At 36.9% G+C, this 11,957-nt stretch carries 11 protein-coding genes; 7 read left to right on the top strand and 4 right to left on the bottom strand.

The genetic code is table 11. The features are described 5' to 3' along the window. Positions 1 to 832: 832 nt before the first annotated feature. Complete coding sequence (gene dnaJ, locus ACFIL8_RS05375) at positions 833 to 1,975, bottom strand: molecular chaperone DnaJ (RefSeq protein WP_375611466.1); 1,143 nt, start codon at positions 1,973 to 1,975, stop codon at positions 833 to 835. A 158-nt stretch (positions 1,976 to 2,133) separates the two neighbouring features. After that, on the bottom strand, positions 2,134 to 4,026 hold the full coding sequence (dnaK, locus tag ACFIL8_RS05380) for a molecular chaperone DnaK (RefSeq protein ID WP_273790233.1): 1,893 nt from the start codon (positions 4,024 to 4,026) through the stop codon (positions 2,134 to 2,136). Positions 4,027 to 4,985: 959 nt separating this feature from the next. Here dnaK and ACFIL8_RS05385 point away from each other — a divergent pair. Next, positions 4,986 to 5,540 (top strand): copper chaperone PCu(A)C, encoded by a 555-nt coding sequence (locus ACFIL8_RS05385; RefSeq protein ID WP_375611390.1) that lies wholly within the window; start codon positions 4,986 to 4,988, stop codon positions 5,538 to 5,540. 110 nt (positions 5,541 to 5,650) lie between these two features. Here the strand turns inward: ACFIL8_RS05385 and lysM are convergent, their stop codons facing one another. Further along, positions 5,651 to 6,106 (bottom strand): peptidoglycan-binding protein LysM, encoded by a 456-nt coding sequence (lysM, locus tag ACFIL8_RS05390; RefSeq protein WP_375611389.1) that lies wholly within the window; start codon positions 6,104 to 6,106, stop codon positions 5,651 to 5,653. A gap of 386 nt (positions 6,107 to 6,492) precedes the next feature. Here lysM and ACFIL8_RS05395 point away from each other — a divergent pair, with 386 nt between their 5' ends. The 6 genes from ACFIL8_RS05395 (at position 6,493) to thpR (ending at position 11,539) form a co-directional block, all read left to right on the top strand. Further along, the gene (locus ACFIL8_RS05395) at positions 6,493 to 7,215 is read left to right on the top strand and encodes a response regulator transcription factor (RefSeq protein ID WP_005774392.1); all 723 of its coding nucleotides are present in this window, start codon (positions 6,493 to 6,495) and stop codon (positions 7,213 to 7,215) included. 39 nt (positions 7,216 to 7,254) lie between these two features. Continuing rightward, complete coding sequence (locus ACFIL8_RS05400) at positions 7,255 to 9,039, top strand: stimulus-sensing domain-containing protein (protein WP_375611388.1); 1,785 nt, start codon at positions 7,255 to 7,257, stop codon at positions 9,037 to 9,039. Between the two features lie 23 nt (positions 9,040 to 9,062). Continuing rightward, positions 9,063 to 9,527 carry an HPr kinase/phosphatase C-terminal domain-containing protein gene (locus ACFIL8_RS05405; RefSeq protein WP_375611387.1) on the top strand — a complete coding sequence of 155 codons (465 nt, stop codon included), beginning with the start codon at positions 9,063 to 9,065 and terminating at the stop codon, positions 9,525 to 9,527. Between the two features lie 136 nt (positions 9,528 to 9,663). After that, positions 9,664 to 10,062, top strand: a complete 399-nt coding sequence (locus ACFIL8_RS05410) for a PTS sugar transporter subunit IIA (RefSeq protein ID WP_375611386.1) — start codon at positions 9,664 to 9,666, stop codon at positions 10,060 to 10,062. A gap of 17 nt (positions 10,063 to 10,079) precedes the next feature. Then, positions 10,080 to 10,373 (top strand): HPr family phosphocarrier protein, encoded by a 294-nt coding sequence (locus ACFIL8_RS05415; RefSeq protein WP_012754483.1) that lies wholly within the window; start codon positions 10,080 to 10,082, stop codon positions 10,371 to 10,373. Positions 10,374 to 10,999: 626 nt separating this feature from the next. Then, on the top strand, positions 11,000 to 11,539 hold the full coding sequence (gene thpR / locus ACFIL8_RS05420) for an RNA 2',3'-cyclic phosphodiesterase (protein ID WP_375611385.1): 540 nt from the start codon (positions 11,000 to 11,002) through the stop codon (positions 11,537 to 11,539). A 106-nt stretch (positions 11,540 to 11,645) separates the two neighbouring features. On the opposite strand, the gene grpE is transcribed toward thpR, so the two are convergent. Continuing rightward, the coding region (gene grpE, locus ACFIL8_RS05425) for a nucleotide exchange factor GrpE (RefSeq protein ID WP_375689071.1) at positions 11,646 to 11,957 on the bottom strand (312 nt) is incomplete at its 5' end.

Consider the following 11,957-nt stretch of genomic DNA (forward strand, 5'->3'; position numbering starts at 1 on the left):
TTTTTTCTTTTTAAAGGTAACTTCCTCTATCTTCCCACCAACTTTTTATTATGCCAATAAATTCAATTAAGTGAATTCCATCGAATCTGTTTCCCCACAAGAGAGATACATCGAATACCTCAAAAAGTGTTTTGTTATGTCTTCTTTAGCATTCAACACACATTATCTCATTCCACAATTTCTTTGGAACAAAATAAACTTGATTATAGCGTTTTTATTATCTGGAAGAACTATTTATGACATCAGAAATACAAAACTAAATCCGCATCTAAAAAGACATGATTACTGCTAAAAGCTAAGATGAGGCATGTAAAAGCTATTCCGAACAAAATAACCCTTATTTTAAAGGAAGCAGTGATTAAAACTATGAAAAATGCCAAAAATAAAATCGGTTATAAGAAGTTGATACTTTATTTGAAAAAGATGGATTGCCTAACAGCTTATTTAGCGTTTCTTGGCAAGCCGCTACCTATTTTATAGTTTTATTATAGAGCCTTTAAAAAGAAATTTTGAGTGAAAAATAAACACCAAAAATACTGAATGCATAAAGGCAGTTATCATGACACTGGCAATATTTATTATCAATCACTCAATTGCGTTCTTATATGGATAAGCCCTTTTTAAAATGTCATAGACACTCAAAAATAAGACTTATCCATAAAACTCATGAAATATAAAAACTATCAGCAGCAGGAGTTTATCCTAAATTAGCTGTCTCTCTCTTTTCTTTTCAAGAAAAAATGCTTTTCAAAGATAATGAGACAATAGAAAGCTTAATGAAAATAACTTTCCCACAGTTCTCTCTAATTATTCTGAGAACATTCACATAATTTTAACCAGAAATATTTTCAAAAAATTCTTTCATACGTGAAAAAAAACCATGTGATTGCGGTGAATTTTCATGATTTGAGAGTTTCTCAAATTTTTGCAACAATTCACGTTGTTCTTGCGTTAATTTCTGCGGTGTCTCAATCGTGATATGGATGTAAAGATCACCCCTTGCTTGCTGACGGCGCAACATGGGCATACCTTTGCCTCTAAGGCGGAATTGACGTCCATTTTGTGTCCCTTCTGGAATCTTAACGCGTGCTTTAACACCATCAAGGTCGGAAACTTCAAACTCTCCTCCTAAAGCAGCTGTTACCATTGAAATAGGAACGCGACAGTGAAGATCTGCTCCTTCTCGCTGAAAAAACTCATGCGGTTTAATGGAAAGGAAAATATAAAGATCACCATTGGGGCCACCACGAATACCAGCATCACCCTCACCAGAAAGGCGAATACGCGTTCCATCTTCAATACCAGCTGGAACATTTACGCTTAATGAACGTTTTTTCTCTATACGCCGTGTCCCCTGACATTTGGGGCATGGATCCGTAATAGTTTCACCACGTCCATGACATGTAGGACATGTCCGCTCAATAGAAAAGAAACCCTGTGCAGCACGCACACGACCAGATCCATGACATGTTCCACAAACTTGCGGCTTAGAGCCTTTTCTCGCTCCTGATCCTTCACAAACATCACACGTAACGGAACTGGGAATATTAATTTCTGCAGTTTTTCCTGAAAATGCCTCTTCTAAAGTCACTTCCATATTATAACTCAAATCTGCGCCACGTTCGCGACTATCACCACGCTTACGGTGTGTCCCTCCCATAATCTCACCAAAAAAGTCTTCGAAAATATCCGCAAATCCACCACCAGCAGCAAAACCACCAAAGGGATTTGCTCCCCCTTGACCACCGCTATTTTCAAAGGCCGCATGGCCAAATCGATCATAAGCAGCACGCTTCTGGGGATCTTTAAGAACTTCATAGGCTTCGCCAATTTCCTTGAATTTTCGCTCTGCCTCTTTATCCCCCGCGTTGCGATCAGGATGATATTGCATTGCCAACTTACGAAAAGCAGATTTCAACTTTTTATCATCACATTCGCGAGTCACGCCAAGAATTTCATAATAGTCAACCTTCATCATGTATTCCTGATAATTTTTCTGTCATCCATCTTTATGGATAATATTGCTTTTAATTTATATTTTTAGCAACAAAGTTGCAACTTATCTCAAATAATAAAGCCCAGCCTTATATTTCAAAGGCCGGGTTTATCAATTAATCAACACATATGCTGACACTATTTCTTCTTATCATTAACTTCTTCAAAATCAGCATCAACAACATCATCATTCTTTGCCTCTGTTTCAGTGTCAGCGCTCGCTGCTTGTGAGGCTTCGTACATAGCCTGTCCAAGTTTCATACTGACTTCTGCTAATTTTTGCATCTTTGTTGTTACTTCTTCCGTATCACTGCCTTCAAGCGCAGATTTCAAATCAGATATTGCTGTTTCAATCTGTCCCTTTTCTTCAGCTGATACTTTATCGCCATATTCATTGAGCGACTTTTCAGTTGAATGAATAAGAGCCTCCGCTTGATTTCTAGCTTCAACACCTTCACGGCGTTTTTTATCCTCAGCCGCGTGCTCTTCTGCATCCTTTACCATTTTTTCAATATCAGCATCACTTAAACCACCTGATGCCTGAATACGAATTTGATGCTCTTTACCTGTTCCCTTATCTTTGGCCGAAACATTAACAATACCATTCGCATCAATATCAAAAGTAACTTCAATTTGAGGTATACCACGTGGGGCTGGAGGAATACCAACAAGATCAAATTGAGCCAATAACTTATTATCACTTGCCATTTCCCGTTCACCTTGGAAAACACGAATCGTCACAGCACTCTGGTTATCATCAGCTGTCGAAAAAACTTGCGATTTTTTCGTCGGGATAGTGGTATTGCGCTCAATAAGGCGTGTGAAAACCCCACCCAAGGTTTCAATACCCAAAGATAAAGGTGTTACATCTAGCAACAACACATCTTTGACATCGCCTTGCAATACACCTCCTTGGATGGCAGCACCCATTGCGACCACTTCATCAGGATTAACGCCTTTGTGTGGATCCTTACCAAAGAAGCTCTGCACAACTTGCTGAATCTTGGGCATACGTGTCATTCCACCCACTAAAACAACTTCGTCAATCTCACCGGCCTTTAATCCAGCATCTTTCAACGCAGCTTTACAAGGTTCAATGGTACGCTGCACTAAATCGTCAACGAGAGATTCAAATTTTGCCCGAGTCAATTTCATTGTTAAGTGCTTGGGACCTGATTGATCTGCCGTGATAAATGGTAAATTGATTTCTGTTTGCTGTGACGAAGAAAGCTCAATTTTTGCTTTTTCTGCCGCTTCTTTTAAGCGCTGTAAAGCGAGTTTATCATTTTTCAGATCAATTCCTTGTTCTTTTTTGAATTCATCGGCAAAATAACCGACCAAGCGCATGTCAAAGTCTTCACCCCCTAAAAACGTATCCCCATTGGTTGACTTAACTTCAAAAACGCCATCTCCAATTTCAAGGACTGAAATATCAAATGTACCACCACCAAGGTCGTAAACAGCAATTGTTTTTCCGTCCTTTTTGTCCAAACCATAAGCTAAAGCAGCAGCAGTTGGCTCATTAATAATCCGTAAAACTTCAAGTCCAGCAATTTTACCTGCGTCTTTCGTGGCTTGACGTTGCGCATCATTAAAATAAGCAGGAACCGTAATAACGGCTTGTTCAACTTTTTCACCAAGATAAGATTCTGCTGTTTCCTTCATCTTTTGCAAAATCATAGCTGAAATTTGTGACGGAGAATATTTCTTTCCCGCCTCTTCAACCCATGCATCACCATTGTCACCTTTAACAATTTTATAAGGAACAAGCGCTTTATCTTTTTCAACCATAGGGTCATCAAAACGGCGCCCTATCAAACGTTTAACTGCAAAAACTGTCCCTTCAGGATTTGTCACCGCCTGCCGTTTAGCAGGCTGCCCAACAAGCCGCTCCCCCCCATCAGTAAAGGCAACAACGGAAGGTGTTGTTCGCGCTCCTTCTGAGTTTTCAATAACTTTTGCGTTTTTGCCATCCATAACAGCCACACAAGAGTTCGTTGTCCCCAAATCAATACCAATTACTTTTGCCATATTATAATCTCCATTCAGCAAGCTACCTCAACCTTCATAAAGCATCTTTTTAAGATAGCTCCTCATAACACCTAAAGCCCGTATATTGCTTCAAGCAATATAAATAATAATAAACTGCAAGTCGCAACAAGCCTTGCTGCCTCGTATATAAGAACAGGCTTTTATTGCTACAAGAGAATAATGAGAGAAACATCTCCAAAATAAAAAATTTATTTTAAAATAGGCACTCTAATGACCCATAAATACCATATTTATGAGAGACTTGAGAGCATAATATATTTTTCTTGCAATTCTCAAAAAATATATCTTTCTATAAAAATTAAAAAATAAAAGAATGATTGCACTCTCGCTCTTGATCTTCTCATCATTGATAAAATCATACTCACGTAAAAGCTTTTTAAAAGGCAAATAATTTATATCACAAATATTATAAATTTTCCTTGGACTAAAATAGTCATCATATCTAATGCTCATATCAGTAAAGGTATTATCTATCGATCTCCTTTCAAAAATTCTCCTTCTAACGGTCTCATTGTTTGCGGCTATTTGAAATCTGTGCTTTAAATTCATCTAAAGCCTTTTTTCTTAACTGTATAATTTTGAACTTTGAAAATATATAAAAATACCTCTGTATAAACGCTTTAAAATGCCAAGAGCTGTCATAATATTAAAATTGGTAAAGTAGTTGATGATTGTTCTGTATTATATCTTCATTAAGTAAAATAGTAGTGCATCATAGATTTTATACCATTTGCAAATACTATTTATGAGATGAACACGGAAGCGTTAAGAGGTGTGTTGTCATTGTAAATCTTACTGTCTTCTTTTAAATTTCAAGAATTCTATGATTTTTATATTCAAATCAATTTCATTTTAGCATTTCTTTCTTTTATTTTAAATAAAAGCTCTGCTAAAATAAAAATATTCAAAGTGTGAATCTTATGAAGGAGGGTAAATCAATGATGACATCTATTATTAAAAAAATAACAAATCTCATCTTTAAGAATATAATACATACACAATATCCATACAAAAAGGTTATCATAAATATCGTGTGTGCTCTTCTCTTTGCTGGTATAACCTTGCCAGCAGGTGCTCAGCAATATAAACTTGGCGACATAGAAATTCTCAATCCTTGGACACGCGAAACACCTAGAGGTATAAGAGTTGGTAGCGGTTATCTCTACATTATTAATCACAGTAATACCCCAGACCGTTTGGTTTCTATTTCCACAAACGGAGTAAAAACAACAGAGATACACTCTATGGCTGTCGTTAATGATATTATGAAAATGGAAAAAATGCACAATGGCATTGAAATTCCGGGAAATGGCGAAATCACGCTTAAGCCTGGCGGTGATCATATTATGTTCATGGGGCTTTCACAACCATTTAAGTTAGGTGATAAAATTAGCGCAAAATTAACATTTGAGAAAGCAGGAACCATTGATGTTGATTTCTCTGTAAACGCTATGAAAGTACCATCACCTTCTAAATCCTCTCCTGTTCACTAAGCTCCTTTTATTATAAATACACACTTTATAAAATGAAGAAGCGTGAAATTTTTTACGCTTCTTCATTTTTTGTTTAATGCCATCAGTAAAAAATTATCCCCTTTGATGAATTAACTATGGTCAATTTCAGGAATACGTAAAACTTGTCCAGGATAAATTTTATCGGGAGATTTTAGCATTGGCTTATTGGCTTCAAAAATAAATGTGTTTTTATTACCTTGCCCTTTTCCATAAACCTCTTCAGCAATTTTCCAAAGATTATCACCAGATTTAACCTCATAAAAGCGAGAAGTTTTTCTAGGCGTTGTATCTATAACCTTTAATTGATTAACATCTACAGAAGAGATACCTTGTGAATTGCCAACAACCAGCAGTGCTTTTTCAAGTGTTTCCCTATCTGGAACTTCACCGCTTAAAATAGCTTTACCGTCTTCAACTTGAATATTGACTTTTTCTGTACCGAGTTGAAAATGATCAAATGCTCTCTTAAAATCCTTTTCTTTTGGTTCATGGTCCCCAATACCTAACTTTTCCCCTACGGTTTTAATAAAATTAAAAAATCCCATTACGACCTCCTTTCGTGTAGCAGAAACAAATTTTTGTGCATATATTGCCACATTCTTTTCTTTGCTCTTAAAACACATAGGCAGATTTTCTAAACTTCAACAATCAAAACTACATCTGTTCAATTATGAGACAAATACAATAATAAACTTTGTAATAAACCTTGATAAAAAAAGCCTTTATGAAAATTTTCTCTCAAATGAAGGGATCTTAATAGACGTAGAAACATTATAAATTATGAAAGCAAAACAAGATTTTACAGTAATGACAAAAGGTTTTTTACTTTGCTACAATTTGTATCATATTTGTTTTGCAAAAAAAATATGAACTCCCATATAAATAAGTGTGGGTAATTTGCTACCACAGCAATAGAAAGGTCTAAGAAACCATGAAAGATACACCAACAATCACGCAAACGATTGTACTTGTTGATGATGATCGCAATATTTTGACATCTTTATCTTTTGCGCTTGAGACAGAAGGATATCGGGTTGAAAGCTATACAGATGGAGCATCTGCACTCAAGGGTCTCACACTTCACCCTCCACACTTAGCTATTTTTGATATTAAAATGCCCCGAATGGATGGGATGGAACTTTTGCGTCGTTTGCGTCAAAAATCTGATCTTCCAGTTATTTTTCTTACCTCTAAAGATGATGAAATTGATGAATTATTTGGTCTCAAAATGGGAGCTGATGATTTTATTACTAAACCTTTCTCCCAACGTCTTCTTATTGAACGCGTGAAAGCTATTTTACGCCGTTCTAATGCACGTAACCAACCGCTTTCTACAGGAACTTCTTCCACCTCTTCTCTCAAACGCGGAGATCTTGTGATGGATCAAGAACGCCACACCTGTACATGGAAAGATAAACCTGTTATTTTAACCGTTACGGAATTTTTGATTCTGCAAACCTTAGCACAAAGACCAGGAGTTGTAAAAAGTCGTGATGCTTTAATGGATGCTGCTTATAGTGATCAAGTCTACGTAGATGATCGCACCATTGATAGTCACATTAAACGTCTGCGTAAAAAGTTTAAACAAGTGGATGATGATTTTGCAATGATTGAAACACTTTATGGTGTAGGTTATCGTTTCCACGAGGTATAAAACTACTTTGTCGCAAAAATTTGAATGGCAATCAAATCGATGACAGACAATTCTCAACTGGAAACTTTACAAAAAACAACCGTTAATGGTACATCCTCAACGCCATTTCTTATGTTCGCTCGTTTGCATCTTCGAACACAACGTCTCTTTAGACAATTGCTTTTTTCCAGCCTCACACGTCGCATTGTTATATTAAACATTGCTGCTCTTGCCGTTTTAGTTACAGGCATTTTATACCTTAACCAATTTCGCGATGGTTTAATTGAAGCAAAAATCAAAAGTTTATGTACCCAAGGAAAAATTATTGCTGGGGCTATTGCTGCTTCTGCAACAGTAGATACAAATTCTATCCTCATTGACCCTCAAAAACTCTTAGAGTTACAGACTGGTGAAAGCGTTACACCCGCTCCTCAATCAACCGATTCTTGGGATTTTCCTATTAACCCTGAGCAAGTTGCCCCTCTTTTACGGCGTCTTATTACACCTAAAACGACAAGAGCACGTATCTATGATCGTGATGCTACTCTCCTTCTTGATTCGCGCGTTCTTTATTCTAGTGGAGAAGTTTTTAGTTATGATTTACCCCCACTTAAAACAGAACAAAACATGTGGGATCGCCTTACTTCATGGTATTCAAGCGCATTTTATGGCAAAGGTATTGCTCTTGACAGAGAACAAACAAAAACCAGTGGTATTGCTTATCCAGAAGTGTACCGCGCATTAAACGGATCTCTTGCTACGGCTAAAAGACGCAACAGACAAGGGCAATTAATTGTTTCTGTTGCCGTTCCTGTTCAACGCTATCGCGCAGTGGTTGGAGCTCTTCTTCTTTCAACCACTGGTTCCGATATTGATAACATTGTAAAAGGCGAAAGACTGGTTATCTTTAAAGTTTTTGCCGTTGTAGGTAGCGTACTTTTGGTTCTTTCTCTCTTTTTGGCCCATACGATTGCCCATCCATTAAGTAAATTATCTGCCTCGGCTAATCGAGTGCGTAATGGTAATAATCAGCGTGTAGAAATTCCTGATTTTTCAATGCGTGAAGATGAAATTGGTCACCTTTCAACTTCTATTCGTGATATGACCAATGCCCTTTATATGCGTATTGAAGCCATTGAACGCTTTGCTGCTGATGTAAGCCACGAATTAAAAAATCCTCTCACCTCTCTACGCAGTGCTGTTGAAACGCTCCCTCTGGCTAAAAATGAAGAAGCACAAGAAAAATTGCTGGAAATTATTCAACATGATGTGCGCCGCCTTGATCGGTTGATTACAGATATTTCTGATGCATCGCGACTCGATGCAGAGCTTGCACGAGAAACCGCAGAGATTGTTGATATGACACCGCTTTTGGAAAGTCTTGTTCATGCTGTTCAGGAAGTGTATCGTAATACGCAAACTATTGATATAAGCCTTAATATTGTCCCACGTCCTCATGGAAAAGCTTATCTTGTATTGGGACATGAACTTCGTTTAGGACAAGTGATTTCAAATCTTCTTGAAAATGCGCGTTCTTTTATTCCTCGGAATCGTGGCAAAATTTGCATTACTATGAAAAGTCATGCTTCAACCCTTATTTTAACCATTGAAGATAATGGCCCAGGTATTCGTTCAGAAAATATTGAACGCATTTTTGAACGTTTTTATACAGATCGACCAAATGAAGATGCTTTTGGACAAAACTCTGGACTTGGCCTTTCTATTAGTCGGCAAATCATCGAGGCTCATAATGGGACAATTACAGCCGAAAATATTATCGATCCTACACTTGGGAAGTGTAAAACTGGTGCACGTTTTACTATTATGCTTCCGCTTGCTAAATAAATCTTTTATCCAAAGTAAAAAACATGAAAACAAAATGTGAAATACTCCACGCAAATTGCCTTCAACTAGGCGGCAAGGGGCTGTTAATTATAGGTCCATCCGGATCAGGAAAATCAACCATCACCCTTTCTTTGCTTGACCGCGCTGAGTGGTCAAAACGTGAAGCGAAGCTTATCAGTGATGATTATACAATGTTGCGTGCGGAAAATGGAAAGCTTCACGGATACACTCCTGATAATTTAGAGGGCGGCATCGAGATTCGTGGCGTTGGTCTTTATATGATAGAATTTGAAAAGCACACAACTATCGATTGTGTTATTTTTCTCGGTCCGGAATATGAACGTTTTTCCACAAATAAAACTTTTCAATTTGAAAATTTGCACATTCCTCTTTTAAAACTTCCCTCTCTTCGTGAAGCCGATTGTACAGCCATTTGTCAAGCTATTGAAGCATTTTTGTTTAGAAAAATATGGCAAAAATCTGTCTAATTTTTTTCTAAAGATAAAAAAATCACAATTTTTGCCTTTTTTTTGCAAATTTTTCTTGGCAGCAAGATAAAGCCTTGTACAATGTCTTTCCCACCAACTATGGTTGGGTCTTATTAGTTAACAGGAGTTTGCGTAAATGATTGGACTCGTGCTTGTAACGCACGGTGAGCTGGCTGTCGAATTTTTACATGCCGTGGAACATGTTGTTGGAGTACAAGAAAAGTTCGCAACAATATGCGTTTATCCCGATGACGATATAGATCAGCGCCGAGGTGATATTATAGCCGCAGTAACCGATACAGATACGGATCATGGCGTCATCATATTAACAGATGTGTTCGGTGGAACACCATCAAATATAGCTATTCCTGCTATTGAAAAAGGACGCGTTGAAATGATTGCGGGTGTTAATTTGCCCATGCTTATTAAACTGATTTCTATTCGCAAATGTCCTGATATTTCATTATCAGACGCGTTAAGAATAGCACAAGAAGCAGGGCGTAAATATATTAATGTACCAAGTATGATTTTATAGCGGATAATAAAATACCAATGTTTTCCAAAGATACCCTCCCATGTATAAGTCGTCATTTCAATATCTGTAATAAACGTGGGTTGCATGCACGTGCTTCTGCAAAATTTGTACAAACTGTTGACAATTTTAATGTTACTGTTGAAGTTGAAAAGGACGGGAAAATTGTTGGCGGATCATCAATTATGGGACTTATGATGCTAGCGGCTTCATCCGGTTGCAACCTCACCATTCGTGTTTCAGGACCAGAAGCAACAGATGCTCTTAATGCTCTTGAAAAGCTCATCAATAACAACTTTGGAGAGGAAAACTAGTGCTTTTTCATCATAAACAAAGATGATAATTCTTAGAAAATAGGAACTTTCCGTCATTATTTTGAATTTTAATTTCTCTTCCCGCTTTTATACCAATATTCATATCCATTATAGATTGGCATAATTATCATAAATGTAAAAGCTTATAGTAATTTTGTTATGCTCGATTTTTTTCTTCCTTTCCTAACATTATTTGACCAATTTGAATAGTTTTGCGTATTATGGCTATTCCCCGACTTAATCATATAATTAAATTTTTACAGAAAAGAGAACTCTTCACCTTGTATTAAAGTATGCTTTATTTTAGGCTAAAGATAAATGTCAAAATAATTTCGCACATCAAAAATCTATCAACTTTTCTTATTTTCTGCTAACTTTGTAGCCTTTATAATACACAAGTAATCTTCCATTGCACATCATTGTGATACAGATCCTGAAAACGCAATTCTTATCAATATCATAACCATTTTCTTAAAACGAATAAGCTTTGTACGACCATAATTATAGTAAGCATTTTTTAGACATTCTTTTTCTATACTATTGCCTTGTTTTCTGTGGTACGTGCCCCGCCCTTATTATCTATATTGCGCTTGGGATAGCATCTTTCATTATAAGGAGATAATATCATGGGTCGTCTATTTAGTGCTCTTCAGATTCCTCAACAAACAACAAAAGCCCTCGTATCATTGCAAAATGGCTTACCAAAAGCGCAATGGATCAACCCGCAAAATTTTCATGTCACCTTATCTTTTTTTGGCGAAGTTGAAAGCTCCTTAGCAGATGAAATTATGCATACCTTTAACACTATAGAACTTCCTTCTTTTACGCTACAGATAAAAGGTTTTGAAGTTTTTGGTTCAGAAAATGCTCCTCATTCTCTTGTGGTTCGCATTGAACCTTGTGAAAAGCTTACTCTTTTACATGAAAAGATGCAATATATTCGGAATAAATTAGAGTTAAAGCCTGATGAAAGACTGTTTATTCCGCATATCACTCTTGCACGAATATTTGATATTAATCTTAAAGATCTTTCTTCTTATCTATCTTTTCAAGATGATTTTTTTGTCCCTCCTTTTGAAGTTGATCATTTTGTTTTATTGTTATCGGCCTCTCCCTTAAATAAGGCTCCCTATATTGTAAAAGGAAGTTGGGCGCTTCAAAGATAAAAGGGTGTTTATAACACCCTTTAAAAACCCTTTAAGAAAAGACTTCATATATGTGTAATTGCAGGGAATACTGCATTTTATGTTGGAGATTTATTATTGATGTGTTTTAAGCCGAATCAGCTTCAACAGAAGCTTCTTTTGCTCCTCCTTTAGCTACACCCACTATAGCTGGACGTAGTACCCTTTCCCCGATAATATAACCTGCCTGAACCACTTGTTGAACAGTATTATCTGGAACATCAGCATTGGGAATTTCAAACATCGCTTGATGAAAGTGAGGATCAAATTTTTGCCCCTCTGGATGAATTTTTTGCACCCCATGACGTTCTAATGCTGCCATCATGGCACGTTCAGTCATTTCAACGCCTTCTGCCAATGATTTCAAACCAGCATCACTCTCCCGTGCACCTTCTGGAAT

Source organism: Bartonella sp. AP57NXGY, assembly GCF_042195805.1.
GTDB lineage: Bacteria > Pseudomonadota > Alphaproteobacteria > Rhizobiales > Rhizobiaceae > Bartonella.

Coding starts and splice junctions, on each gene's coding strand:
- ACFIL8_RS05410 (WP_375611386.1), top strand. CDS start 9,664: ATGATTGGACTCGTGCTTGTAACGCACGGTGAGCTGGCTGTCGAATTT.
- ACFIL8_RS05400 (WP_375611388.1), top strand. CDS start 7,255: ATGACAGACAATTCTCAACTGGAAACTTTACAAAAAACAACCGTTAAT.
- ACFIL8_RS05395 (WP_005774392.1), top strand. CDS start 6,493: ATGAAAGATACACCAACAATCACGCAAACGATTGTACTTGTTGATGAT.
- ACFIL8_RS05385 (WP_375611390.1), top strand. CDS start 4,986: ATGATGACATCTATTATTAAAAAAATAACAAATCTCATCTTTAAGAAT.
- dnaJ (WP_375611466.1), bottom strand. CDS start 1,975: ATGAAGGTTGACTATTATGAAATTCTTGGCGTGACTCGCGAATGTGAT.
- ACFIL8_RS05405 (WP_375611387.1), top strand. CDS start 9,063: ATGAAAACAAAATGTGAAATACTCCACGCAAATTGCCTTCAACTAGGC.
- dnaK (WP_273790233.1), bottom strand. CDS start 4,026: ATGGCAAAAGTAATTGGTATTGATTTGGGGACAACGAACTCTTGTGTG.
- ACFIL8_RS05415 (WP_012754483.1), top strand. CDS start 10,080: ATGTTTTCCAAAGATACCCTCCCATGTATAAGTCGTCATTTCAATATC.
- thpR (WP_375611385.1), top strand. CDS start 11,000: ATGGGTCGTCTATTTAGTGCTCTTCAGATTCCTCAACAAACAACAAAA.
- lysM (WP_375611389.1), bottom strand. CDS start 6,106: ATGGGATTTTTTAATTTTATTAAAACCGTAGGGGAAAAGTTAGGTATT.